This is a genomic window from Streptomyces sp. NPDC001941, from assembly GCF_040296945.1.
Lineage (GTDB): Bacteria > Actinomycetota > Actinomycetes > Streptomycetales > Streptomycetaceae > Streptomyces.
In genome coordinates, this window is the sequence record NZ_JBEOYE010000007.1 from 80941 (window position 1) to 105717 (window position 24777).

Annotated in this window: 19 protein-coding genes; 10 read left to right on the forward strand and 9 right to left on the reverse strand. The window is 70.4% G+C overall.

Annotated features, from left to right (window positions below; translation table 11 throughout):
• Positions 1-100 precede the first annotated feature (100 nt).
• Both ABT160_RS08550 and dnaB read right to left on the reverse strand, forming a co-directional pair.
• Complete coding sequence (locus ABT160_RS08550; protein WP_351645235.1) at positions 101-1486, reverse strand: serine hydrolase domain-containing protein; 1386 nt, start codon at positions 1484-1486, stop codon at positions 101-103.
• Positions 1487-1620: 134 nt separating this feature from the next.
• Positions 1621-3084: a replicative DNA helicase gene (gene dnaB / locus ABT160_RS08555; RefSeq protein ID WP_351645237.1), complete on the reverse strand. Its 1464-nt coding sequence runs from the start codon at positions 3082-3084 to the stop codon at positions 1621-1623.
• Positions 3085-3508: 424 nt separating this feature from the next.
• Here dnaB and ABT160_RS08560 point away from each other — a divergent pair, with 424 nt between their 5' ends.
• Positions 3509-4846 (forward strand): MATE family efflux transporter, encoded by a 1338-nt coding sequence (locus ABT160_RS08560; protein WP_351645239.1) that lies wholly within the window; start codon positions 3509-3511, stop codon positions 4844-4846.
• A 204-nt stretch (positions 4847-5050) separates the two neighbouring features.
• Here ABT160_RS08560 and rplI read toward each other — a convergent pair whose 3' ends face one another.
• The 4 genes from rplI to rpsF form a co-directional block, all read right to left on the reverse strand.
• Positions 5051-5497 carry a 50S ribosomal protein L9 gene (gene rplI, locus ABT160_RS08565; protein WP_351645241.1) on the reverse strand — a complete coding sequence of 149 codons (447 nt, stop codon included), beginning with the start codon at positions 5495-5497 and terminating at the stop codon, positions 5051-5053.
• A gap of 18 nt (positions 5498-5515) precedes the next feature.
• A complete protein-coding gene (gene rpsR / locus ABT160_RS08570) occupies positions 5516-5752 on the reverse strand; it encodes a 30S ribosomal protein S18 (protein WP_005315025.1) in 237 nt (78 codons plus the stop codon).
• Between the two features lie 69 nt (positions 5753-5821).
• The gene (locus ABT160_RS08575; protein ID WP_351645242.1) at positions 5822-6415 is read right to left on the reverse strand and encodes a single-stranded DNA-binding protein; all 594 of its coding nucleotides are present in this window, start codon (positions 6413-6415) and stop codon (positions 5822-5824) included.
• Positions 6416-6489: 74 nt separating this feature from the next.
• A complete protein-coding gene (rpsF, locus tag ABT160_RS08580; protein WP_004950685.1) occupies positions 6490-6780 on the reverse strand; it encodes a 30S ribosomal protein S6 in 291 nt (96 codons plus the stop codon).
• 285 nt (positions 6781-7065) lie between these two features.
• On the opposite strand from rpsF, the gene ABT160_RS08585 reads away from it, so the two are divergent.
• From ABT160_RS08585 to ABT160_RS08595, 3 genes are all read left to right on the forward strand, one after another.
• Entirely contained in the window at positions 7066-7377 is a 312-nt protein-coding gene (locus ABT160_RS08585) for a hypothetical protein (protein ID WP_351645243.1), read from the forward strand.
• 109 nt (positions 7378-7486) lie between these two features.
• A complete protein-coding gene (locus tag ABT160_RS08590) occupies positions 7487-8605 on the forward strand; it encodes a lipid II:glycine glycyltransferase FemX (RefSeq protein ID WP_351645246.1) in 1119 nt (372 codons plus the stop codon).
• A 112-nt stretch (positions 8606-8717) separates the two neighbouring features.
• Positions 8718-9749: an alanine racemase gene (locus ABT160_RS08595; RefSeq protein ID WP_351645248.1), complete on the forward strand. Its 1032-nt coding sequence runs from the start codon at positions 8718-8720 to the stop codon at positions 9747-9749.
• A 42-nt stretch (positions 9750-9791) separates the two neighbouring features.
• Here the strand turns inward: ABT160_RS08595 and ABT160_RS08600 are convergent, their stop codons facing one another.
• Complete coding sequence (locus ABT160_RS08600; protein WP_351645249.1) at positions 9792-11282, reverse strand: glycosyltransferase family 87 protein; 1491 nt, start codon at positions 11280-11282, stop codon at positions 9792-9794.
• 269 nt (positions 11283-11551) lie between these two features.
• A complete protein-coding gene (locus ABT160_RS08605) occupies positions 11552-14284 on the reverse strand; it encodes a transglycosylase domain-containing protein (protein WP_351645252.1) in 2733 nt (910 codons plus the stop codon).
• A gap of 366 nt (positions 14285-14650) precedes the next feature.
• Between ABT160_RS08605 and ABT160_RS08610 the strand changes: the two genes are divergently transcribed.
• From ABT160_RS08610 to ABT160_RS08625, 4 genes are all read left to right on the forward strand, one after another.
• A complete protein-coding gene (locus ABT160_RS08610; protein ID WP_351645253.1) occupies positions 14651-15337 on the forward strand; it encodes a PadR family transcriptional regulator in 687 nt (228 codons plus the stop codon).
• Positions 15338-15387: 50 nt separating this feature from the next.
• Positions 15388-16470, forward strand: coding sequence for an inositol-3-phosphate synthase (locus tag ABT160_RS08615; protein ID WP_351645256.1), 1083 nt, complete (start codon positions 15388-15390; stop codon positions 16468-16470).
• A gap of 105 nt (positions 16471-16575) precedes the next feature.
• Positions 16576-17844 carry an MFS transporter gene (locus ABT160_RS08620; RefSeq protein ID WP_351645258.1) on the forward strand — a complete coding sequence of 423 codons (1269 nt, stop codon included), beginning with the start codon at positions 16576-16578 and terminating at the stop codon, positions 17842-17844.
• A 45-nt stretch (positions 17845-17889) separates the two neighbouring features.
• The gene (locus ABT160_RS08625) at positions 17890-18435 is read left to right on the forward strand and encodes an LppU/SCO3897 family protein (RefSeq protein WP_351645261.1); all 546 of its coding nucleotides are present in this window, start codon (positions 17890-17892) and stop codon (positions 18433-18435) included.
• Between the two features lie 104 nt (positions 18436-18539).
• On the opposite strand, the gene ABT160_RS08630 is transcribed toward ABT160_RS08625, so the two are convergent.
• Positions 18540-19994, reverse strand: coding sequence for a CCA tRNA nucleotidyltransferase (locus ABT160_RS08630; protein WP_351645264.1), 1455 nt, complete (start codon positions 19992-19994; stop codon positions 18540-18542).
• Positions 19995-20165: 171 nt separating this feature from the next.
• Here ABT160_RS08630 and ABT160_RS08635 point away from each other — a divergent pair, with 171 nt between their 5' ends.
• Both ABT160_RS08635 and murJ read left to right on the forward strand, forming a co-directional pair.
• Positions 20166-22463 (forward strand): DUF6049 family protein, encoded by a 2298-nt coding sequence (locus tag ABT160_RS08635; protein ID WP_351645266.1) that lies wholly within the window; start codon positions 20166-20168, stop codon positions 22461-22463.
• 62 nt (positions 22464-22525) lie between these two features.
• A complete protein-coding gene (gene murJ / locus ABT160_RS08640) occupies positions 22526-24724 on the forward strand; it encodes a murein biosynthesis integral membrane protein MurJ (RefSeq protein ID WP_351645268.1) in 2199 nt (732 codons plus the stop codon).
• The last annotated feature ends 53 nt before the right edge of the window (positions 24725-24777 follow it).

Consider the following 24777-nt stretch of genomic DNA (forward strand, 5'->3'; position numbering starts at 1 on the left):
CGCCGGGGCCCATCGGGATCAGGGGCTGGAGCTGGGCGAGGTTGGTGGCCAGGGAGCGGTGGAAACAGGACCCCCGGGTGCATCTCTCCGGGGTTCACCCCTAGAGCCCGCGCCAGCCGCCCTCGTCGACCCCGCCCGGCACCGCGTCCCGCGGGCCGTACGGCTCTCGCGTGAAGGCGAAGGACGCGAGGTCGAGATGGCTCACCGAACCGTCCTCGCGGCGCACCACCCTCAGCGGCTCCCCCTGGTAGTAGCCGTCGAGCCCGATCCAGCCGCCGTCGGGCAGCGCCCTGAAGCGCGAGGCGCGCCCGCCGCCCCGCAGCGGCTCCAGTGCCACGCCGCGCTCCGGCAGCAGCCGCAGGCCGTAGGAGTACGTCCCCCAGTACCAGGGGCCCGTCAGCGCGAGGAGTTCCTGGTCCACCTCGGGCAGCGGGCGCCAGGGGCGCGGGATGCGCGGCTCCGCCTCCGCCACGGTCCGCAGCAGCTCGGCGGCCACGGCGCCCACCTTCGGCCCGGACGTGGCGTTGGCCACCGCCACCGCGGACAGGCCCTGTTCGGCGCTCACCCACAGACAGGCGACGAAGCCCGGCAGCGAGCCGGTGTGCCCGAAGAGGGTGCCGCCCTCGCCCATGGCGATCTGGAGCCCGAGCCCGTACGCCGCCTCCCGGTCCCGCGGGTCACCCGGCGCGGCGGGCCGGCGCATCTCCGCGACCGTCCCGGCCGGGAGCACCCGGTCATCGCCCTCGGCCAGGAACCAGCCGAACCGGCACAGGTCGGCTGCCGTCGACCAGAGCTGCCCGGCCGGCGCCATCAGCCCCAGGTCCTCGGACGGTTCGGGCATCATCGCGTCCGCCCACGGGTGCACCGCCCAGCCGCCCGCGTGCGGGGCGACGGGCTGGTAGCTGGTACGCGACAGGCCCAGCGGCTCCAGCACCTCGGTGCGCAGCGCCTGCTCCCAGCTGACGCCGCGCACCGCCTCGACGAGCGAACCCAGCAGGGTGTAACCGGGGTTGGAGTAGTGGTGGACCTGTCCGGCGGGGTGGACGAAGGGCTCCTCGCCGAGCACGTCTGAGAGGCCGGGGCGGCTGCTCCCCGGGGTCCGCTCCCACCAGGGCGCGGGCGTCTCGGCGCCCAGGCCCGCGCTGTGGCCGAGGAGTTGGGCGAGGGTGACCTCGCCGACGCCCGTGCCCGGCAGGTGCTTCTCCAGCGGGTCGGACAGGTCGACCAGCCCCTCGTCGCGCAGCCGCATGACCAGGACGGCGGTGAAGACCTTGGTGATGGACCCGACCCTGAACTGGGTGTCCGCGTCGGGGGCGTGGCCGTCCACACAGCTGCGCGACCCGCTCCAGACCAGCCGCCCCTCCCGGCTCACGGCTCCGACCAGGGAGGGTGAACGGCCTTCGGCCTGGGCCGTGGCGACGCGGTGCAGCAGGGCTCGTGCCGTACTCGGCAGGAGGTCTTCGGGGGATTCCAGGGGAGAGGTCATGATCCAGGTCTACCGCTCGCCCCGCGTCCGGGTCGAACGGGTTTCACCGACCCACGCCGACTCCCCGGAACCACCCGGACGGCCCAGGGAGTGAGCGCTCACTCCCCCGCGCCGTCCCGGGGTCCGTCAGGGGATCAGGTCTGGGCCATGTCCACGAAGCGGGAGTAGTGGCCCTGGAAGGCCACGGTGATGGTGGCCGTCGGACCGTTACGGTGCTTGCCCACGATGATGTCCGCCTCGCCCGCGCGCGGGGACTCCTTCTCGTACGCGTCCTCGCGGTGCAGCAGGATGACCATGTCCGCGTCCTGCTCGATGGAACCGGACTCACGCAGGTCGGAGACCATCGGCTTCTTGTCGGTGCGCTGCTCGGGACCACGGTTCAGCTGCGACAGGGCGATCACCGGCAGCTCCAGCTCCTTGGCCAGGAGCTTCAGGTTTCGCGACATCTCCGAGACCTCCTGCTGGCGGCTCTCGGCGCGCTTGGAGCCGCCGTTCTGCATCAGCTGGAGGTAGTCGATGACGACGAGCTTGAGTCCGGCGCGCTGCTTGAGCCGCCGGCACTTGGCGCGGATCTCCATCATCGACAGGTTCGGCGAGTCGTCGATGTAGAGCGGGGCCTGGGAGACGTCGGGCATCCGGCGCGCCAGCCGGGTCCAGTCGTCGTCGGTCATCGTGCCGGACCGCATGTGGTGCAGGGCCACCCGGGCCTCGGCCGACAGCAGTCGCATCGCGATCTCGTTGCGCCCCATTTCGAGGGAGAAGATCACGCTCGGCAGGTTGTTCTTGATCGAGGCCGCGCGGGCGAAGTCCAGCGCGAGGGTCGACTTACCCATGGCGGGACGGGCCGCGATGATGATCATCTGGCCCGGGTGCAGACCGTTGGTCAGCTGGTCGAGGTCGGTGAAGCCGGTGGGCACACCGGTCATCTCGCCGCTGCGCGAGCCGATCGCCTCGATCTCGTCGAGCGCGCCCTCCATGATGTCGCCGAGCGGCAGGTAGTCCTCGGTGGTGCGCTGCTCGGTGACCGCGTAGATCTCGGCCTGGGCGGAGTTGACGATCTCGTCGACGTCCCCGTCGGCCGCGTATCCCATCTGGGTGATCTTGGTGCCCGCCTCGACCAGACGGCGCAGCACCGCCCGCTCGTGCACGATCTCGGCGTAGTACGACGCGTTGGCCGCGGTCGGCACCGACTGGACCAGCGTGTGCACGTACGACGGGCCGCCGACGCGGGTGATCTCGCCGCGCTTGACCAGCTCCGCGACCACCGTGATGGGGTCGGCGGGCTCGCCCTTGGCGTACAGGTCGAGGATCGCCTGGTAGATCGTCTCGTGGGCCGGCTTGTAGAAGTCGTGGCCCTTGATGATCTCCACGACGTCCGCGATGGCGTCCTTGGAGAGCAGCATGCCGCCGAGCACCGACTGCTCGGCGTCGAGGTCCTGCGGGGGTACGCGCTCGAACGCCGCGGGGCCGTCCCAGTCACCGCCCTCGCGGCCCCGGTCGTCGCGCCCGCGGCCCTCGCCGCGGCGCTGCCGGGCGGGCAGCCGGTCGCTGGGACCACTCTCGGCCCAGGGGTCGTCCACGTGCTCGGGAATGCTCACCCGGCCACCTCCTCCCGTCCGCACCGCGGACCTTGCCGTGCCACTCTTTCTTACGCCACGGCTCGGACAAACAAGGGACTTTGGCTCCGCTTCCCGCGCGTCGGGCGACGGTCCACGTTAGGCCCGCGGGCACCGTCAGCCAATCTGGTTATCCACAGGCCCTGTGGGCGAAGGACCAGATGCTGTGGAGAACTCCGCAGAACCTGTGCACGGACCGGGGGACAGCCATGTGGACAAACTCATAGGCCCTTCAGAAAACCCCCTCTGACCTGCACCTCTTCAATCCACTGGCTGTGGGGGAGAAAAACTTTCCCAGTCGGCCCAAGATCAGAACAAACGGCGCACACCAGTAGCCGTGATCGCTTCCAAAGTAAGGGTCCCAACTGCATTGCATCTCTTACCTGTGGAAGATTAGATTGAGCACATGACACAGGCATCCACGGCGCCCGAGCGCACCCCGAGACAACACGACCGGGAGATCCTCGCCCTCGCCGTCCCTGCCTTCGGCGCGCTCGTCGCCGAGCCGCTCTTCGTGATGGCCGACAGCGCCATTGTCGGCCACCTCGGCACCCCCCAGCTCGCCGGGCTCGGCATCGCCGCCGCCCTCCTCGCCACCTTCGTGAGCGTCTTCGTCTTCCTCGCCTACGCCACCACGGCGGCCGTCGCGCGGCGCGTCGGAGCCGGTGACCTGCCCGCCGCCATCCGCCAGGGCATGGACGGCATCTGGCTGGCCCTGCTCCTGGGCGCCGCCGTCATCGCGGTCACCGTCCCCACGGCCCCCTGGCTCGTCGGTCTCTTCGGCGCCTCCGACACCGCCGCGCCCTACGCCATCACCTATCTGCGGATCTCCACCCTGGGCATCCCGGCGATGCTCGTGGTGCTGGCCGCCACCGGCGTGCTGCGCGGCCTCCAGGACACCCGCACACCGCTGTACGTCGCCATCGCGGGCTTCGTCGCCAACGGCGTCCTCAACGTCGCCCTCGTCTACGGCGCCGGCCTCGGCATCGCCGGCTCCGCCTGGGGCACCGTCATCGCCCAGTGCGGCATGGCCGCCGCCTACCTCGTCGTGGTCGTCCGCGGAGCCCGCAGGCACGGCGCCTCACTGCGCCCCGACGCCGCGGGGATACGGGCCAGCGCCCAGGCAGGCGTTCCCCTGCTCGTCCGTACGCTCTCCCTGCGCGCCGTCCTGATGATCGCCACCGCCGTCGCGGCCCGGCTCGGCGACGCCGACGTCGCCGCACACCAGATCATCCTGTCCCTGTGGAGCCTGATGGCGTTCGCCCTGGACGCGATCGCCATCGCGGGCCAGGCGATCATCGGCCGCTACCTGGGGGCGAACGATCCCGAGGGCGCCCGCCAGGTCTGCCGCCGCATGGTCCAGTGGGGCGTGGTCTCCGGCATCGTCCTGGGCGCCCTGGTGGTCCTCACCCGGCCCCTCTTCGTACCGCTCTTCACGGGCGACCGGACGGTGCAGGACACCCTGCTGCCCGCCCTGCTCGTCGTCGCGCTGTCGCAGCCGATCTCCGGGGTCGTGTTCGTCCTGGACGGCGTACTGATGGGCGCCGGGGACGGCCGCTACCTGGCGGGCGCCATGCTGGTCACCCTGGCGGCCTTCGCCCCGGTGGCCCTGCTGGTCCCGGCGCTGGGCGGCGGTCTCACGGCGCTCTGGTGGGCCATGACGCTGATGATGGCGGTCCGCATGCTCACCCTCTGGCTGCGCACCCGCTCGGGCCGCTGGATCGTCACGGGCGCCACGCGCTGAGCACCGACGGGCCTGTTTCACGTGAAACAGGCCCGTTTCACGTGAAACAGACGCGGCCCCCCACAGACGCGGCCCAACAGACTCGGCCCGCCGAACGCCACGAGACACCGCATCCGGACACGCGGACCGGACACGCGGAAGGGCCGCATCCCGAAGGATGCGGCCCTTCCTCAAGCCCTGAAGCCCGATCGAGCGATCACTGCCTCAGGCGGCGATGACCTCGATGGCGAGCTTCGCGGCAACGTCGGCGTGCAGACGCACGGACACCTGGTGCGAGCCCAGGGTCTTGATCGGCGAGCCGAGCTCGACGCGGCGCTTGTCCACGTCCGGGCCACCGGCGGCCTTGATCGCCGCAGCGACGTCGGCCTGGGTGACGGAGCCGAAGAGGCGGCCGGCGTCGCCGGAGCGAACGGCCAGACGCACCTTCACGCCCTCGAGCTTGGCCTTGACCTCGTTGGCCTGCTCGATGGTCGCGATCTCGTGGATCTTGCGAGCACGACGGATCTGCTCGACGTCCTTCTCGCCACCCTTGGTCCAGCGGATCGCGAAACCACGCGGGACCAGGTAGTTGCGAGCGTAACCGTCCTTGACGTCCACGACGTCGCCGGCGGCACCGAGGCCAGAGACCTCGTGGGTGAGGATGATCTTCATTAGTCGGTCACCCTTCCCTTATCGCGCGGTGGACGTGTAGGGCAGCAGCGCCATCTCACGGCTGTTCTTCACGGCCGTGGCGACGTCACGCTGGTGCTGAGTGCAGTTGCCGGTCACGCGGCGGGCACGGATCTTGCCGCGGTCGGAAATGAACTTCCGCAGCATGTTCGTGTCCTTGTAGTCCACGTAAGCGGTCTTGTCCTTGCAGAACGCGCAGACCTTCTTCTTCGGCTTGCGCACAGGCGGCTTCGCCATGGTGTATCTCCTGTGTGATCAAGAAGTGGGGGTACGAGCCGTCCCTGGAAGGACCCCGGTGAAGGGGGCCTAGAAGGGGGGCTCGTCCGAGTAGCCGCCGCCGCCGGAGCTTCCGCCCCAGCCGCCACCGCCGCCGCTGCCCTGCTGGCCGCCGCTCGCGGGCGCACTGGTCGCCCACGGGTCGTCGGCCGGGGCACCGCCGCCGCCCTGCGGGCTGCCGCCACCGGAGCTTCCGCCCCAGTTGCCGCCGCCCTGCTGGCCGCCACCGCCGCCGCCGTAACCGCCCTGGCCGCCGCGACCGGTGGTCTTGGTGACCTTGGCCGTGGCGTTCTTGAGGCTGGGGCCGACTTCCTCGACGTCCAGCTCGAAGACCGTGCGCTTGACGCCCTCGCGGTCCTCGTAGGACCGCTGCTTCAGCCGGCCCTGCACGACGACGCGCATGCCGCGCTGCAGCGACTCGGCGACGTTCTCCGCCGCCTGACGCCAGACCGAGCAGGTCAGGAACAGGCTCTCGCCGTCCTTCCACTCATTGGTCTGACGGTCGAAGGTGCGGGGAGTGGACGCGACACGGAACTTCGCGACCGCCGCACCGGACGGGGTGAAGCGCAGCTCGGGGTCGTCGACGAGATTGCCGACGACCGTGATGACGGTCTCGCCTGCCATGGGGGAACCTCTCGGCGGGGATTGCTTCTGGCTGCTTGCTGCTACTCGGACCCGATGACCTCTGAGCTAGAAGCTCAGTGGGTCTCGGGACGGAGGACCTTGGTCCGGAGGACCGACTCGTTCAGGTTCATCTGGCGGTCGAGCTCCTTGACGACCGCAGGCTCGGCCTGCAGGTCGATGACCGAGTAGATGCCCTCGGGCTTCTTCTTGATCTCGTAAGCGAGACGACGACGGCCCCAGGTGTCGACCTTCTCAACCTTTCCGTTGCCCTCGCGGACGACGGAGAGGAAGTTCTCGATCAGGGGGGAGACAGCGCGCTCCTCCAGATCGGGGTCGAGGATGACCATCACCTCGTAGTGACGCATGTAGAACCCACCTCCTTTGGACTCAGCGGCCACGGTCGTTCCGTGGCAGGAGGGTCGTGATGCGTTGTGCATCGGTGTTCCCGATTCAAGCAGCCGCCACTGACAATCGCGGGGATCGCCTTCGTGACCTGGGCTGAAGCCGGGCAGACACCGGTGCAGACCGTACAGAGTACCCGCCCGGCGGCTTCCGGTTGAAATCCGGGCCCCAGAGGGCACAATCTGTACACATCGGGTGACCGCGGCGCTACGATGCGCCGCCTTCCGGCACAGGCCAGGAGGTGCCTCATGGCACAGGCGACACGACCGCACTCCATCTCCCTCTTCGCCACGGACGGCAAGCCCCATCCCCTCCAGGACACCCTCATGGCGGTGACCCTGGTGCTGGGCGTGCTCGCGTTCGTGACGGCACAGTTCCACCAGCTCCACCTGATCAGTTCCTGGGCGGGGCTCGTGGGCATCCTCACGGGCGCGTACGGCCAGTTCATCTCCGTCACGACCCGCGAACGCTCCCTGCTGATCGTCGGCCTCGGCGCCGCGGCGGTCGGCTTCTTCCTCGGAATGGCCCACGGAGGACTCTTCGGCGGGGTCATCGGCTGACACCCGGGCCCGTACGGCCAGACGGGGCGCTCCTCGGGCGCAGTAGGCTTCGGCGCGAGAGCCGGAGCCCCTGTACCCATGGGGACACACCTGCCGAGGAGCGCCCCGCATGAGCCTGACCCTGAGGACCATCAGCCGTGAGCAGCATCTGGCGTACGTCCAGAGCCTGCCCTCGGCGAGTCACTGCCAGGTCCCGGCGTGGGCGGACGTGAAGACGGAGTGGCGCTCGGAGAACCTCGGCTGGTTCGACAAGAGCGGCCAGATGGTCGGCGCCGGCCTGGTGCTGTACCGCCAGCTGCCCAAGATCAAGCGCTACCTGGCCTACCTGCCCGAGGGCCCGGTCATCAACTGGTACGCCCCGAACCTGGACGACTGGCTGCAGCCGATGCTGGCGCACCTCAAGCACCAGGGCGCCTTCTCCGTGAAGATGGGCCCGCCGGTCGTCATCCGCCGCTGGGACTCCGCGGCGATCAAGAGCGGCATCCAGGACCCGGACGTCAAGCGCCTGCGCGACGTCGAGGCCACCCACATCGAGCCGCGCGCCTTCGAGGTGGCCGACCGGCTGCGCAAGATGGGCTGGCAGCAGGGCGAGGACGGCGGCGCCGGCTTCGGCGACGTCCAGCCGCGCTACGTCTTCCAGGTCCCGCTGGCCAACCGCTCGCTCGACGACGTCCTCAAGGGCTTCAACCAGCTGTGGCGCCGCAACATCAAGAAGGCCGAGAAGGCCGGTGTCGAGGTCGTCCAGGGCGGCTACGAGGACCTGGCCGAGTGGCAGCGGCTGTACGAGATCACGGCCGTCCGCGACAAGTTCCGCCCGCGCCCGCTGTCGTACTTCCAGCGCATGTGGACGGTCCTCAACAACGAGGACCCCAACCGCATGCGCCTCTACTTCGCGCGCCACAACGGCGTGAACCTCTCGGCCGCGACGATGCTCGTGGTCGGCGGACACGTCTGGTACTCCTACGGCGCCTCCGACAACATCGGCCGCGAGGTCCGGCCCTCGAACGCGATGCAGTGGCGGATGCTGCGCGACGCGTACGCCATGGGCGCGACCGTGTACGACCTGCGCGGCATCTCCGACTCGCTGGACGAGACGGACCACCTCTTCGGCCTCATCCAGTTCAAGGTCGGCACGGGCGGCGAGGCCGTGGAGTACGTCGGCGAGTGGGACTTCCCGCTCAACAAGCTCCTGCACAAGGCGCTCGACATCTACATGTCGCGCCGCTGACGGTTGCGTAGGCTCGAACACGTCGAACACTCCGTCAGGCGTGTCGGGCACCTCTCCACTCGCTTCCACACCTCTGATACACCGCAGCCACCAGAAAGGTTCCGGGCCGGCCATGGCGCTCTCCCTCTACGTCGACACCGCTCGCTGGCGGGCGCACCAGAAGTCGGTCATCGACCAGTTCCCGGGTCTGGTGCCGGTCTGCAAGGGCAACGGTTACGGCTTCGGCCACGAGCGGCTCGCCGAGGAGGCGGCCCGCATCGGCTCCGACATGCTCGCCGTCGGCACGACGTACGAGGCGGCGCGCATCAAGGACTGGTTCAGCGGTGACCTGCTGGTCCTCACCCCGTTCCGGCGGGGCGAGGAGCCGGTGCCGCTGCCGGACCGCGTGGTGCGCTCGGTCTCCTCGGTCGACGGCGTGCACGCCCTGGTGGGCGCCCGCGTCGTCATCGAGTGCATGAGCAGCATGAAGCGCCACGGCATCTCCGAGCAGGACCTGGGCCAGCTGCACTCGGCGATCGAGGACGTCCGGCTGGAGGGCTTCGCCCTGCACCTGCCGCTCGACCGCACCGACGGCTCGGACGCCGTCGAGGAGGTCATCGGCTGGATGGACCGGCTGCGGGCGGCCCGGCTGCCGCTGCACACCATGTTCGTCAGCCACCTGCGGGCCGCGGAACTGGCGCGCCTGCAGCAGCAGTTCCCCCAGACCCGGTTCCGGGCCCGCATCGGCACCCGGCTCTGGCTGGGCGACCACGAGGCCACCGAGTACCGCGGGGCCGTCCTCGACGTCACGCGCGTGTCCAAGGGCGACCGCTTCGGCTACCGCCAGCAGAAGGCGGCCTCCGACGGCTGGCTCGTGGTCGTGGCGGGCGGCACCTCGCACGGCGTGGGCCTGGAGGCGCCCAAGGCGCTGCACGGCGTGATGCCGCGCGCCAAGGGCGTGGCCCGCGCCGGTCTGGCGACCGTCAACCGCAACCTCTCGCCCTTCGTGTGGGCGGGCAAGCAGCGCTGGTTCGCCGAGCCTCCGCACATGCAGGTCTCGATCCTGTTCGTGCCGTCCGACGCCCAGGAGCCCAAGGTCGGCGACGAACTGGTGGCGCACCTGCGCCACACCACCACCCAGTTCGACCGCTTGGTCGACCGCTAGGAGCGATGCCGCAGGCCCGCGGACCCGCGTCCTGAGCCCCGCTCAGACCGGGTCCTGGGCCCCCGCGCCCCAGTCCACGCGCGGGCTCTCCTCCGTGTGCGCCGCGTGCCGCGGCGGGCGCGCCGCCCGGCCCACCACGAACACGTCCTCCGCCCCGTCCAGGACGCCCCCGGACGGGTCGTCGGAGCCGTCCTGGCGGACGACGTCGCGCTCGGGCATCAGGATGTCGCGCACCACCAGCGCGCACAGGTACAGCGTCCCGGCCAGGTGCAGCGCGATCGCGAACTGGTAGCCCTCGGTCGGCAGCCCCTGCTTGTTCCCGCTGGTCGTGTACGCCAGGTAGAACCAGATGCCCAGGAAGTACATGACCTCGCAGGCCTGCCAGACCAGGAAGTCCCGCCAGCGCGGCCGGGCCAGCACCGCGAGCGGGATCAGCCACAGCACGTACTGCGGCGAGTAGACCTTGTTGGTCAGGACGAACGCCGCGACCACCAGGAACGCCAGCTGGGCGAAGCGCGGCCGCCGCGGCGCCATCACCCCGAGCGCCCAGATCCCCGCGCAGGCCAGCAGCATGAGCACGATCGCGTACGTGTTGACCGCCTCCGGCTCCAGGCGCTCACCGGTGCGCTGCGTGATGATCAGCCAGAGCGAACCGAAGTCGACGTCCCGCTCCTGGCTGAACGTGTAGAACTTCTTCCAGCCCTCCGGCGCGAGCAGCATCACCGGCACGTTCACCACCAGCCAGGAGCCCGCCGAGCCCAGCAGCGCCAGGCCGAACTCCCGCCACTTCCAGGCCCGCCAGCAGATCACGAGCAGCGGCCCGAGCAGCAGGGCCGGGTAGAGCTTGGCCGCCGTGGCGAGCCCCAGCAGGATGCCGAAGGCCAGTGCGCGCCCGCGCGACCACATGAGCATCGCGGCGGCCGTGAGGGCCACCGCGAGCAGGTCCCAGTTGATGGTGGCCGTCAGTGCCAGCGCGGGGGCCAGGGCGACGAGCAGGCCGTCCCAGGGCCGGTGCCGGTGCGTGCGCGCGACGCAGACGGCCAGCACGACGGCGCAGACCATCAGCATGCCGGAGTTGACCATCCAGTAGACCTGCTCGCGGTGCATCAGGTCGCCGCCGCCCGGCGTCAGCCAGGCCGCGACCTCCATGAACAGGCCGGTGAGCACGGGGTACTCCAGGTACTCCATGTCCCCGCTGAGCCGGTCGAAGTACGGGATGAGCCCGTCGGAGAAGCCCCGCCCGACGAACAGGTGCGGGATGTCCGAGTAGCACGCGTGCGTGTACTGCGAGCTGCTGCCGCGGAACCAGGCCCAGTCGTAGCAGGGCACCTTCTGGACCATGCCGAGCGCGAACATCCCGATGGCGACGAGGGCGACGACGCGCACGGGGGTGAGGGCGCTGCCGCCCACCCGCGCCCAGCGTCCGATCGGGCCTCCGATCAGCTCGCTGCCCACGGCGGCGATCTCGTCGCGACGGGTGGGGTGGACGACCGGCCTCTCCGGGGGAGAAGTGGTCTTCTGGTGGCTCGGCATGGGGGACATCCTGCCGTACGGGGCTGTGGACCGGGCGGGCCTGTGGACAGCGCCGCCCTTGTGGAAAATCCCGTCACCCGCCCGTGGCCGCACGGACCACGCCACCCGTGGCCCGTGAGCCGCGCCGCCCGCGCCCCCACGAGCCGCGCCACCCGTGGCCGGCGCGCGGGAGGGGGTGGGGAACGGCGGAGGGCCGCCGCCCCGGACGCGTACAGCCTCGTACGCGTCCCGGGGCGGCGGCCCTCGACGGGAACCTCGCCGCGCGGCCGTCAGCCGCTGGGGAACCAGCCCCCGTTGTTGCCGTTGCCGTTGTTGCCGCCGTTGGCGTTGCCCCCGGTCGGCGTCGGCGGCGGACTCTGGCCGCCCTGGCCGTTGGTGTTGCCCCCGGTGTCGGTGGCTCCGCCGTCCTGGCCGGTGTTCGTGCCACCGCCGTCCTGGCCGCCGTTGTTGTGGCAGTCCCAGTCGAAGGGGCCGCAGGACTCGGTCGGGCCCGGGGAGGGCTTCGAGGGCGTCGGGGACGGCGAGCTCGGCGGCGGGCTCGACGGCTCCGAGGGCGAGGGCGTCGGGGACGGGGTCGGCTTCGGGCTGGAGGCGCCGCCGCCGTACACCGCCTCTCCGAGCGGCTCGGGGTCGGGGAAGTCCATGACCTTCTGGCCCTTCAGGGCGCCGGTCATGTAGTCGTGCCAGATCCGCGAGGGGAACGACGAACCGTGGATCTTCGGCTGGTTGCCCGTGCCGAACATCTCCTCGAACTTGCGGCTCTTGTTGTTCGCGTCGTCGTCGAAGCGGTACATGTCGATGGCGGTCGACAGCTGCGGCGTGTAGCCGACGAACCAGGCGGACTTGTTGCCGTCCGTGGTACCGGTCTTGCCCGCCGCCTCACGGCCGTCGAGCCTGGCCTTCGTACCGGTGCCCTTCTCCACGACGTCCTTCAGCACGTCCGTGACGTTGCCTGCGACGGCCTCCGAGAAGGCGCTCTTCGGCTGGTCCTTGTGCTCGTAGATCGTCGCGCCCTCGTGCTCGACCTTGGTGACCGAGTACGGGTCGCGCTGTTCACCGTTGGCCGCGAACGTCCCGTACGCGCCCGCCATGCGGATCGTGCTGGGGTGGTCGATGCCGAGGGAGAACGAGGGGACGTTCGCCTTGGACAGCGTGTCGTCGCGCAGTCCGGCGGCGACGGCCGCCTCGCGGACCTTGCTGATGCCCACGTCCATGCCCAGCTGCACGTACGGCGAGTTGGCCGACTTCTCCATGGCCTCGCGCAGCGTGATGTCCGGGTAGGACTGGTCGTCGTCGTTGGTCTGGAGCCACTCGCCGCCCTTCTCGTCGCGCCAGACCGAGCGGTCGTAGTTCTTGATCTTGAGCTTGTTCTTGCCGTTGTAGCGGCTCTTGTCCGGGTCGACGATCGTGCGCTGGTCCTCGCCCTGGTCCGGGGGTCCGTTGGGGTCCCGGACGCCGCTGCTGAGGGCCGCGGCGAGCACGAACGGCTTGAACGTCGAGCCGACCTGGGCGCCGGTCTCGTCGGCGTTGTTCGTGTAGTGCCTGGTGGCGTCGGCGCCGCCGTAGATGGCGACGATGGCACCGGTGCGCGGGTCGATCGAGGCGCCGCCGAACTGGACGTGCGTGTCCGTCTTCGGCCGCTTCTTCGGGTCGATGTACTCCTTGTAGACGGCCTTGACGGCCGTCTCCATCGCCCCGATCTTCTTCTTGTCGAAGGTCGTATGGATCTCGTAGCCGCCGCGCGACAGGGCCTGGGCGTCGATGCCGCGGTCGTTGCTGTTGAGGAAGTTCGCCTTGGCGAGGCTCACCAGGTAGCCCGTCTGCCCCCCGAGCTGCGCGTTCGCCGTCGGCGTCTTGGGCATGGGGAACTGGGTGAACTTCGCGCGCTCCGCGGCCGTCAGGTGGCCGTCCTTGACCATCTCGCCGAGGATCCAGCTCCAGCGCTTGGTCGCGCGCTCGGTGTTGTCCTTCGGCGTGGCGCTCGGGTCGACGTCCACCGCGCCGGCCGGGTCGTAGTACGTGGCGCCCTTGAGCAGCGACGCCAGGAAGGCGCACTGGCTCGGGTTCAGCTCACTGGCGTTCTTGCCGTAGTACGTGCGCGCCGCGGCCTGGATGCCGTAGGCACCGCGCCCGTAGTACGACGTGTTCAGATAGCCCTCCATGATCTTGGGCTTATCCATGTCGGTCCCGACCTTTATGGAGATGAAGAGCTCCTTGAACTTCCGGCTCAGGGTCTGCGACTGGTCGCCGAGCCGGGCGTTCTTCACGTACTGCTGGGTGATGGTCGAGCCACCCTGCGTCTGGCCGCCCTTGGCCATGTTGAACACGGCACGGGCGATGCCCATCGGGTCGACGCCCTTGTCCGTGCGGAACGTCTTGTTCTCCGCGGAGATCACGGCGTTCTGCATGGCGGCGGGGATCTGCTCGATCGGGATGATCTGCCGGTTGACCTCGCCACCGGTCGAGGCCATGACCGTGCCGTCCGCGTAGTAGTAGACGTTGTTCTGCGCCTGCGCGGCCTTGTCCGGGTCGGGCACCTCGACCAGGGCGTACGCGATCGTCGCCGCGCCCATCAGCGAGCCCAGGAACAGGAAGCACAGCCCGCTGGCCAGCTTCCAGGACGGCAGCCAGCGCTTCCAGCCGTACTTGTCGTGGCGCGGGTAGTCGATCAGCCGCTTCTTGCCCGGCCGTCCACCACGCCCCGGGCCGCGGCCGCCCCCGGGTCCGCTTCCGCGGCCCCCGCCGTGACCGCGTCCGGGGCCTCCGGGGCCCCCACGGCCGCCGTCGGCGGCGCGTCGGCGCCCTCCTCGCTTGGCGGCCCTGCGGGCCTCGGCACGGCCTCCGTAGGGGCGTTCCTGGCCGTACGGGTCTGAGGGGGATCCCGTACTGGCTTCCCGTGCCTGGGGTGCCGCCCGACGGCCCGAGGGCTGCTGGGCGGCTCGCCTGGCCGCGGCGCGTCCGCCGCCTTGCGGCTGCGGCGGTTTGCGACGGTGCTCGCTCATCGAACGACTACTCCTCGGGCAGGCGAGTGACGCCTGGAAACGGCAGTGAGTTCCTGTCCCCCCGAAACACGGACGAGCTCTGGCGGAGGCCCGTCCGTCCTGCAGCCGGTACACCCAGGCGACCTCGCCCCCCTGGCGTCGCTGGAGTCCCGGCGGTCTGCATGCCGCACAGACTACGCACGGTCAAAACCCCCCGAGGCTCGAAGTTCACCCCATTTCAGGCAAGTCCATTGCTGCGAATTGACGATGTGATTCCGTTCACGACCTTCCCCCTTGTCCCGGCAGGGGTCGCGTTCTATCGTCAGGATGTATCGAGTCGATACATCAGTACGGCATAAAGAGCCGGGGCGACGAAGGAGGAGGACCATGAGCAGGCGCTCGGGCATCCTCGAGTTCGCCGTCCTCGGCCTGCTCCGCGAGGCCCCGATGCACGGGTACGAGCTGCGCAAGCGGCTCAACACCTCGCTGGGGATCTTCCGGGCCTTCAGCTACGGGACCCTCTACCCCTGCCTCAAGACGCTGGTCGCCAACGGCTGGTTGATCGAGGAACCGGGCAGCGGACCCGAGGACGCGCTCGCCGCTTCACTCGCAGGACGCCGCGCCAAGATCGTCTACCGATTGACGGCGGAGGGGAAGGAGCACTTCGAGGAGCTCCTCTCCCACACCGGTCCTGACACCTGGGAGGACGAGAACTTCGCCGCCCGCTTCGCCTTCTTCGGCCAGACGGAGCGCGACGTGCGGATGCGTGTTCTGGAGGGGCGCCGCAGCCGGCTGGAGGAGCGCCTGGAGAAGATGCGCGCCTCCCTGGCCCGCACGCGCGAGCGGCTGGACGACTACACGCTCGAACTGCAGCGGCACGGCATGGAGTCCGTGGAGCGCGAAGTGCGCTGGCTGAACGAGCTCATCGAGAGCGAGCGGGCGGGACGGGACCGGAGAAGTCCGGACCCCGGGGGCCCTGCCGCTCAGCAGGACAACACATCTGGAGAGACGGGCGGCCTGCCCCGGCACGGGGGCAGTACCCCGCCGGATCCGTCCGACGACACCACCAAGTGAGGCCCTGCGACCCGCAGGGCTTCGTCGAGATCACACAGGGAGCAACCGGAATGGGTTCGGTTCGCGTAGCCATCGTCGGCGTGGGCAACTGCGCCGCCTCGCTGGTGCAGGGCGTCGAGTACTACAAGGACGCCGACCCGGCGGGCAAGGTGCCGGGTCTGATGCACGTCCAGTTCGGCGACTACCACGTCAAGGACGTCGAGTTCGTGGCCGCCTTCGATGTCGACGCCAAGAAGGTCGGCCTCGACCTCGCCGACGCCATCGGTGCCAGCGAGAACAACACCATCAAGATCTGTGACGTCCCCAACACGGGCATCACGGTCCAGCGCGGCCACACCCTGGACGGTCTCGGCAAGTACTACCGCCAGACCATCGAGGAGTCCTCCGAGGCGCCGGTCGACATCGTCCAGACCCTCAAGGACAAGCAGGTCGACGTCCTCGTCTGCTACCTGCCCGTCGGCTCCGAGGACGCGGCGAAGTACTACGCCCAGTGCGCCATCGACGCCAAGGTCGGCTTCGTCAACGCCCTCCCGGTCTTCATCGCCGGCACCAAGGAGTGGGCGGACAAGTTCACCGAGGCCGGTGTCCCGATCGTCGGTGACGACATCAAGTCGCAGGTCGGCGCGACCATCACGCACCGCGTCATGGCGAAGCTGTTCGAGGACCGGGGCGTCATCCTGGACCGCACGATGCAGCTGAACGTCGGCGGCAACATGGACTTCAAGAACATGCTCGAGCGCGAGCGCCTGGAGTCCAAGAAGATCTCCAAGACGCAGGCCGTCACCTCGCAGATCCCCGACCGCGAGCTGGGCGAGAAGAACGTCCACATCGGCCCGTCGGACTACGTCGCGTGGCTCGACGACCGCAAGTGGGCGTACGTGCGCCTCGAGGGCCGCGCCTTCGGCGACGTCCCGCTGAACCTGGAGTACAAGCTCGAGGTGTGGGACTCCCCGAACTCCGCGGGCGTCATCATCGACGCGGTGCGCGCCGCGAAGATCGCCATGGACCGCGGCATCGGCGGCCCGATCCTCTCCGCGTCCTCGTACTTCATGAAGTCCCCGCCGGTCCAGTACTTCGACGACGAGGCCCGCGAGAACGTCGAGAAGTTCATCAAGGGCGAGGTCGAGCGCTGAGCTCCGACTGAGTGAGGAGCGCTCCGGCGCCCCTTCCCCGTCCCGCCGTCGAGGGTCCCCGTGGTGTATGCCCGGGGGCCCTCTTCGTGTGTGACCCTTGCTGCCATGCCTGTCGTGCGTGATCTGCGGGTACTCCTGCGCCAGTTGAACTTCCGCCGCCTGCTCGCCGTCCGGCTGCTGTCGCAGTCCGCCGACGGCGTCTACCAGGTCGCCCTGGCCACGTACGTCGTCTTCTCGCCGGAGAAGCAGGCCTCGCCGGCCGCGATCGCCTCCGCCATGGCGGTGCTCCTGCTGCCGTACTCCATCGTGGGCCCGTTCGCCGGAGTCCTGCTCGACCGCTGGCAGCGCCGCCAGGTCTTCCTGTACGGCAACCTGCTGCGGGCCGTCCTGGCGTCCGCGACCGCGCTGCTGATCGTCAGCCCGGTGCCCGAGTGGCTCTTCTACGCCTCCGCCCTGGCCGTCACGGCCGTCAACCGGTTCGTCCTGGCCGGGCTCTCGGCGGCACTGCCGCGGGTCGTCGACGACGAGCGGCTGGTGCTGGCCAACTCCCTCTCGCCCACGGCCGGGACGCTGGCCGCGGTGGCCGGCGGCGGCCTGGCCTTCGCGGTGCGCGTGGTGATCTCCGACTCGGACGCCGCGGTGGTCCTGCTCGGCGCGACGCTCTACCTCTGCTCGGCCCTGCTGTCACTGCGGATGAGCCGGGAACTGCTCGGCCCCGACCCGGAGTTGGTGCAGCCCCGGCTGACGGCGGCGCTGGCCTCCACGGCGCGCGGCCTGCGGGACGGGCTCCGGCACCTGGCGGAGCGCCGGGAGGCGGCCCGGGCGCTGGGGGCGATGACGCTGGTCCGCTTCTGCTACGGCGCGCTGACCGTGATGGTGCTGATGCTCTGCCGGTACGCCTGGAGCTCGACGGACGCCCACGGGATGGCGCTGCTCGGGGTGGCCGTCGGGGTCTCGGGGGCCGGGTTCTTCGCGGCGGCGCTGGTCTCCCCCTGGGCGGTCGGCAGGATCGGCCGGTTCGGCTGGATGACCCTGTGCGCCGGGGCGGCCGCGGTCCTGGTCCCCGCGCTGGGACTGTCCTTCGCCCCCGCCCCCGTGCTGGTCGCGGCCTTCGTCCTCGGGGTGGTCACCCAGGGCACGAAGATCGCCACCGACACCGCCGTGCAGACCGCCGTGGACGACGCCTACCGCGGGCGGGTCTTCTCGCTCTACGACGTGCTCTTCAACGTCGCCTTCGTGGGCGCGGCGGCGGTGGCGGCGCTGATGCTGCCGCCCGACGGGCGCTCGGTGACGCTCCTGTCGTTCGTGGCGCTGCTCTACGCGGCGGTGGCCGTGACCCTGGCCCGTTGGAGACGTGTTGACGCGGTGCTATAGCGTGCCCGCGTCAAAACCACGCTGACGTTCCTCAGGGGGACCCGCATGACCCACCCGCCGCAGCAAGGCCCCGGCCCCTACGGCCAGCAGCCCTATCCGCCGCAGCAGCCGCAGCAGCCCCAGCCCGGCTACGGCTACCCGCAGCAGCCCCAGCAGCCGTACCCCCCGCAGGGCCAGGTGCCCCCGCAGCAGCAGTGGGGCGCGCCGCAGGGCCAGCAGCAGTGGGGCGCGCCGCCGCCCCCGCCGGCCCCGGGCCGCAAGATGAGCATCAAGACGATGTTCCGCATCGGCTTCGCCGTCGTCGCGGTCATAGTCCTGGCCGTCGTCTGGTTCATGAGCCGCGACGACGCCGACCAGGCCGAGGCGGGCGACTGCCTCAAGAACAACGGCTCCACCTCCGCACCCGACCTCCAGGTGGTCGAGTGCGGCGACACCAAGGCCGAGTACAAGGTCGTCGAGGTCATCAAGGACACCCTGGACAAGGAGCGCTGCCAGGGGAAGTCGGACATCGGCTACTACGAGCAGACCAGCGGCTCGCGGCGCCACGCGGGCAAGCAGTTCGTGCTCTGCCTGAACGAGATCAAGAAGTAGCCGGTCCCACCGGGCGGTGTTTCACGTGAAACACCGCCCCTCGGGCACATCCGGCAGCAGGACCCGGCGCCATGTTTCACGTGAAACATGGCGCCGTTTCACGCTCAGTCCTGCGCGGCCCACCAGTCCTTGAGCGCGGTCACGGCCGCCTCGTGCTCCATCGGGCCGTTCTCCAGCCTCAGCTCCAGCAGGAACGTGTACGCCTGGCCGATCGCCGGGCCGGGGCCGATGCCCAGGATCTCCATGATCTGGTTGCCGTCCAGGTCGGGACGGATCGCGTCCAGCTCCTCCTGCTCCTGCAGCTCGGCGATCCGGGTCTCCAGACCGTCGTACGCGCGCGAGAGTGCGCTGGCCTTGCGCTTGTTGCGGGTGGTGCAGTCGGAGCGGGTGAGCTTGTGCAGCCGGGACAGCAGCGGCCCGGCGTCCCGGACGTAGCGGCGCACCGCCGAGTCGGTCCACTCCCCGGTGCCGTAGCCGTGGAAGCGCAGGTGCAGCTCCACCAGCCGCGAGACGTCCCTGACCATCTCGTTGGAGTACTTCAGCGCCGTCATGCGCTTCTTGGTCATCTTGGCGCCCACCACCTCGTGGTGGTGGAAGGAGACCCGGCCGTCCTTCTCGAAGCGACGGGTGCGCGGCTTGCCGATGTCGTGCAGCAGCGCGGCCAGGCGCAGCACCAGGTCAGGACCGTCCTCCTCCAGGTCGATGGCCTGGTCGAGGACGGTCAGCGAGTGCTCGTAGACGTCCTTGTGGCGGTGGTGCTCGTCGCTCTCGAGACGCAGGGCGGGCAGCTCGGGGAGCACGCGCTCGGCGAGGCCGGTCTCGACGAGCAGCGACAGGCCCTTGCGCGGGTGCGCGGAGAGCAGCAGTTTGTTGAGCTCGTCACGCACCCGCTCGGCGGAGACGATCTCGATGCGCTCGGCCATCTCCGTCATCGCCGTGACGACCTCGGGGGCCACCTCGAAGTCGAGCTGGGCGGCGAACCGGGCGGCGCGCATCATGCGCAGAGGGTCGTCGGAGAAGGACTCCTCGGGCGTCCCGGGCGTGCGCAGCACCCGCTCGGCCAGGTCCTCGAGGCCGCCGTGCGGGTCGATGAACTCCTTCTCGGGCAGCGCCACGGCCATGGCGTTGACCGTGAAGTCGCGCCGCACGAGGTCCTGCTCGATGGAGTCGCCGTAGGAGACCTCGGGCTTGCGGGAGGTGCGGTCGTACGCCTCGGAGCGGTACGTCGTCACCTCGATCTGGTAGCCGTCCTTCTGGGAGCCCACCGTGCCGAAGGCGATCCCCACGTCCCAGACGGAGTCGGCCCACGGGCGCACGATCCTCAGCACGTCCTCGGGGCGGGCGTCCGTGGTGAAGTCCAGGTCGTTGCCGAGCCGGCCCAGCAGCGCGTCCCGCACCGAGCCGCCGACGAGCGCGAGGCTGAAGCCCGCCTCCTTGAAGCGGCGGGCGAGGTCGTCGGCGACAGGGGACACGCGCAGTAGTTCGCTGACCGCGCGGCGTTGCACCTGGCTCAGTGCGGGCAGCGCGGTCATCGGGTTGTCTTCGTTGGCGTTCGGCACAACAGGAAAGGGTACGTGGCCCGGCCCCGGGCGGCGTCCTGGTTATCGGGCCGGCGGGAACCCGCTCTTCCGATCATGTGGAGCAGTCCGCAGCACTTCGCCACAGCGGCGCTCGTTACCATGCGTGGACGCACAACCGACGACCACTGACGACGAGGGACGGGCGAGCGCGTGGCCGAGGCGGCAGACTTCCAGGGGACGGCTCCCTCTCCTGCCCGCCGGTGGCTGCGGCGCACAGCCGCCCTCCTGGCCGGAGCGCCGCTCCTGGCCGGGCTCGCACCGGGCGCCACGACGCCCGCCGCGGCGGCGGAGGAGGGCTCCGGCTCCCGCACGGTCGAGGTGACGCTGAACTCCCTCGCCCCGAGCACCCCGGTCAAGAACGACACCCTGACCATCAGCGGCACGGTGACCAACCAAGGCAAGGAGCCGATCGACTCCGCGCACGTGGACCTGCGGGTCGGCCAGCGGCTCTCCGGACGTGACGCGATCGACAGCACGGCGTCCCGCAAGGGCTACGCGGGCGGCAGCGACGGCGCCCCGCTCGGCGGCTACACCGTCAAGATCCCCAAGCTGCCGGCCGGCATCAGCCAGGACTTCACCCTGAACGTGCCCGTCAGCAAGCTGGACCTGGGCGCCGACGGCGTCTACCAGCTGGGCGTCTCACTGTCGGGCCGGACGCCCGGCGACGGGGAGCAGGTGCTGGGCATCCAGCGGACGTTCCTCCCCTGGCAGCCCGAAGCCGCCGAGAAGAAGACGCAGGTCAGCTTTGTCTGGCCGCTGATCTCGACCTCGCACCTGTCGGCGCGGACGGGATCGGACGACCAGCAGACGCCGGTCTTCGAGGACGACGGCCTGGCGGCCGAACTGGCCCCCGGGGGCCGCCTGGACCAGCTGGTCTCGCTGGGCGCCGCGCTCCCGGTCACCTGGGTCGTCGACCCCGACCTGCTGGCCACGGTCGACGCCATGACCCGTACGTACCGGGTGAGGACCGGGGAGACCACGGTCGCGGGCCGCAACCAGTCCGTCGCCAAGCAGTGGCTGGCCTCCCTGGAGACCGCGATCCAGGGCCGCAAGGTCGTGGCACTGCCCTTCGCCGACCCCGACCTGGCCTCCCTCGCCCACAAGGGCAAGGAGGTGTCGGGCTCGCTCAGCCACCTCCAGCCCGCCACCAAGGTCGCCGAGACGACGGTCGAGACGATCCTGCACGTCACCCCGTCCACGGACTTCGCCTGGCCGGTCGACGGGGCGCTCGACCCGGCGATCGTGGACGTGGCGACCTCCGCGGGGGCCCACAAGGTGATCTCCCGCAGCGACAGCCTGCGCGACGACGTCGGGTACACGCCCACCGCGGCCCGGCCCATCGGCGGCGGCACCACCGCCGTCGTCGCCGACGCGGGCCTCTCCATCGCCTTCCAGGGCGACATGACGCGGGCGGGCAGCTCCACCCTCGCGGTGCAGAAGTTCCTGGCGCAGACCCTCGCCATCACCCAGGAGGAGCCGGACAAGCAGCGCAGCATCGTGGTCGCGCCCCAGCGGATGCCGACCACGGCCCAGATCCAGTCCATGGTCAGCGCCCTGACCGGGCTGACCACGCTGCGCTGGACCCAGCCCCAGGACCTCCTCGCGGCCGCCGCGGCCAAGCCGGACGCGGGCGCCACCACGCGCGTGCCGCCCGCCTCCCGCTACCCGGAGCGGCTGCGCGACTCCGAACTGCCGGTCCAGGCGTTCCGGGACATGCGCACCACCCAGGACACCCTGGACAACTTCAAGGTGATCCTGACCGCCGCGTACCGTGTGGTGACGCCCTTCGGGAACGCGATCAACCGCGAGATGTCCACGTCCTGGCGCGACCGCTCGATCGAGGCCAAGGCCTACCGCGACTCCGTGCAGCAGTACCTGGAGAGCCTCACCGACGAGGTGAAGCTCATCGACAAGTCGGACCTCATGTTCTCCGGGCGCAGCGCCACCATCCCGGTGACCGTCCAGAACAAGCTGGTCCAGGGCATCGACCACCTGGTGCTCCAACTGCGCTCCACCAAGCCCACCCGGCTGAAGTTCGACGACGGCCGGGCGGTCTCCGAGCAACCGGTGCGCATCGACGGCGGACACAGCCAGTCCGTGAAGTTCACCGCCTCGGCCAACGCCAACGGCCCGGTCTCGATGATCGCCCAGCTGTACACCGAGGACGGCAAGCCCTACGGCCAGCCCATGACGTTCACCGTCAAGGTCTCGGAGATCACCCCCACGGTGATGCTCGTCATCGCCGGCGGTGTCCTGCTCCTGGTGCTCGCGGGCATCAGGATGTACACCCAGCGCAAGAACGCCGTCGCACGTGGGGCGGCCTCCGAGGCCGCCGGAGCGGCCGACGGTCCGCCGGACGGCGAACCCGGGCAGCCGAGTGACCCGACCCCTGACACCGGGCCGGAAAGCGGCAACCCGTCCGGCCCGGGTGAGAAGGTGGACCGTTGAGCGATGTGAACCGTTGAACGCAGCCGTGGCCGCTCGGCCGGGGACGATGAGGTGGGGTAACCATGAACGCGCCGTACGACGGTGACCGCGGCCAGGGCGCGGGCAGCGGCAGTGCGCCCGCCGGGGACGTTCCCCCGGTGTACCCGCCGGCGGGTCAGGTGCCTCCGCCCGCGGGGCAGGTGCCGCCCCCCGCGCCGCCGCCGGTGCCGGACCCGTACGTACAGGACGCCTACGACCACGACCCGTACCGGGCCCACGACCTCTCCGCCCAGGACCCCGTGACCGAGGCGCTCTACGACCGGGCCGCGCACCCGCCCCCGCCGCCCGGCACCTACCAGGACCCCCAGGCGCTCTACCAGCAGCCGCAGGCCCAGCAGTACGCCCCGGACCCGCGGCTCTGGGCGCAGACCCCGCCCCCCGAGCCGGACGGCCCCTCGCGCCACCTGCCGTACGGGGACGACGCGCGCACCGTGCAGTTCACCGGGGTCGACGACCTGGTGACCCGGGCGGGCGAGGACGAGCCGGAGACGGACGCCTTCGCGCACCTGTACCGGGACCAGCAGGCGCCCGGGCAGGTGCCCGCGCCCGCGGCCCCGCCGGAGCCGGAGCCCGCCGCGGCGCCGAAGAAGACCGGCCGCGCCGCCGGGCTGCTCAAGTCCAGCGCCGTGATGGCCGCGGGCACCCTGGTGTCCCGGCTGACCGGCTTCGTACGCTCCGCCCTGATCGTCTCCGCGCTCGGCGTCGGCCTGCTCGGCGACACCTTCCAGGTCGTCTACCAGATCCCGACGATGATCTACATCCTCACCGTCGGCGGCGGCCTCAACTCGGTGTTCGTACCGCAGCTCGTGCGCTCCATGAAGGAGGACGACGACGGCGGCGAGGCGTACGCCAACCGGCTGCTGACCCTCGTCATGGTCGCCCTGGGCGTGCTCACCGTCCTCGGCATCGTCTTCGCGCCCCAGCTGGTGCGGGTGATGTCGGTGCCGGTCGCCAACAACCCGGCGGCCACCGACGTCGGCGTGACCCTGCTGCGCTACTTCCTGCCCTCGATCTTCTTCATGGGCGTCCACGTGGTGATGGGCCAGATCCTCAACGCCCGCGGCAAGTTCGGCGCGATGATGTGGACCCCGGTCCTCAACAACATCGTCATCATCGCCACGCTGGGCATGTTCATCGGCGTCTACGGCAGCTTCTCCACCTCGGGGATGACCCCGGAGACCATCCCGCCGCAGGCCGAGCGCCTGCTCGGCGTGGGTGTGCTGCTCGGCCTGGTCGTCCAGGCGGTGGCGATGATCCCCTACCTGCGCGAGACCGGCTTCCGGCTGCGCCCGCGGTTCGACTGGAAGGGCCACGGCCTGGGCAAGGCCGCCAAGCTCGCCAAGTGGACCATCCTGTTCGTCCTCGCCAACCAGGCGGGCGCCCTCGTGGTGATCCAGCTGGCCACCGCCGCCACGGTCGACGACCCGGACAACGCGGGCATCGGCTTCGCCGCCTACGCCAACGCCCAGCTCATCTGGGGCCTGCCGCAGGCCATCATCACCGTCTCGCTGATGGCGGCCCTGCTGCCCCGGCTGTCCCGCTCCGCCCACGACGGCGACACCGGGGCCGTGCGCGACGACATCTCCCAGGGCCTGCGCACCACCGCCGTCGCGATCGTGCCGATCGCCTTCGGCTTCCTCGCCCTGGGCGTGCCGATGTGCACCCTGATCTTCGGCTCCTCCGGCTCCGGCGCCACCAACATGGGCTACATGCTGATGGCCTTCGGCCTCGGCCTGATCCCGTACTCGATCCAGTACGTCGTGCTGCGCGCCTTCTACGCCTACGAGGACACGCGCACGCCGTTCTACAACACGGTCATCGTCGCGGTGATGAACGCCGCCGCCGCGGCGGTCTGCTACCTGGTGCTGCCCACCCGCTGGGCCGTCACCGGTATGGCGGCCGCCTACGGCCTCGCGTACGCCATCGGCGTGGGCGTCGCCTGGCGCCGGCTGCGCAAGCGGCTCGGCGGCGACCTGGACGGCACGCGCGTCGTGCGTACGTACGCACGGCTCTCCATCGCCTCGGTGCCCGCCGCGATTCTCGCCGGAGCCGCCGGGTACGCGGTCCTGCAGGGCCTCGGCCGAGGTGCCCTCGGCTCGCTGGCGGCGCTGGTCGTGGGCGGAGCCGTACTGCTGGGCGTGTTCTTCGTCGCCGCGAAGCGCATGCGCATCGAGGAGATGAACGCGATGGTCGGAATGGTGCGCGGGCGCCTCGGGCGCTAGGGATCCGCTCCCTCGCACAACCTTCGTCCGCCGCTGTGTGTCGTGCATAGCGC

Excerpts from the sequence above, each read along its gene's own strand:
- ABT160_RS08550 (WP_351645235.1), bottom strand. The coding sequence starts at position 1,486 with ATGACCTCTCCCCTGGAATCCCCCGAAGACCTCCTGCCGAGTACGGCA.
- ABT160_RS08560 (WP_351645239.1), top strand. The coding sequence starts at position 3,509 with ATGACACAGGCATCCACGGCGCCCGAGCGCACCCCGAGACAACACGAC.
- rplI (WP_351645241.1), bottom strand. The coding sequence starts at position 5,497 with ATGAAGATCATCCTCACCCACGAGGTCTCTGGCCTCGGTGCCGCCGGC.
- rpsR (WP_005315025.1), bottom strand. The coding sequence starts at position 5,752 with ATGGCGAAGCCGCCTGTGCGCAAGCCGAAGAAGAAGGTCTGCGCGTTC.
- ABT160_RS08575 (WP_351645242.1), bottom strand. The coding sequence starts at position 6,415 with ATGGCAGGCGAGACCGTCATCACGGTCGTCGGCAATCTCGTCGACGAC.
- rpsF (WP_004950685.1), bottom strand. The coding sequence starts at position 6,780 with ATGCGTCACTACGAGGTGATGGTCATCCTCGACCCCGATCTGGAGGAG.
- ABT160_RS08585 (WP_351645243.1), top strand. The coding sequence starts at position 7,066 with ATGGCACAGGCGACACGACCGCACTCCATCTCCCTCTTCGCCACGGAC.
- ABT160_RS08590 (WP_351645246.1), top strand. The coding sequence starts at position 7,487 with ATGAGCCTGACCCTGAGGACCATCAGCCGTGAGCAGCATCTGGCGTAC.
- ABT160_RS08595 (WP_351645248.1), top strand. The coding sequence starts at position 8,718 with ATGGCGCTCTCCCTCTACGTCGACACCGCTCGCTGGCGGGCGCACCAG.
- ABT160_RS08600 (WP_351645249.1), bottom strand. The coding sequence starts at position 11,282 with ATGCCGAGCCACCAGAAGACCACTTCTCCCCCGGAGAGGCCGGTCGTC.
- ABT160_RS08605 (WP_351645252.1), bottom strand. The coding sequence starts at position 14,284 with ATGAGCGAGCACCGTCGCAAACCGCCGCAGCCGCAAGGCGGCGGACGC.
- ABT160_RS08610 (WP_351645253.1), top strand. The coding sequence starts at position 14,651 with ATGAGCAGGCGCTCGGGCATCCTCGAGTTCGCCGTCCTCGGCCTGCTC.
- ABT160_RS08615 (WP_351645256.1), top strand. The coding sequence starts at position 15,388 with ATGGGTTCGGTTCGCGTAGCCATCGTCGGCGTGGGCAACTGCGCCGCC.
- ABT160_RS08620 (WP_351645258.1), top strand. The coding sequence starts at position 16,576 with ATGCCTGTCGTGCGTGATCTGCGGGTACTCCTGCGCCAGTTGAACTTC.
- ABT160_RS08625 (WP_351645261.1), top strand. The coding sequence starts at position 17,890 with ATGACCCACCCGCCGCAGCAAGGCCCCGGCCCCTACGGCCAGCAGCCC.
- murJ (WP_351645268.1), top strand. The coding sequence starts at position 22,526 with ATGAACGCGCCGTACGACGGTGACCGCGGCCAGGGCGCGGGCAGCGGC.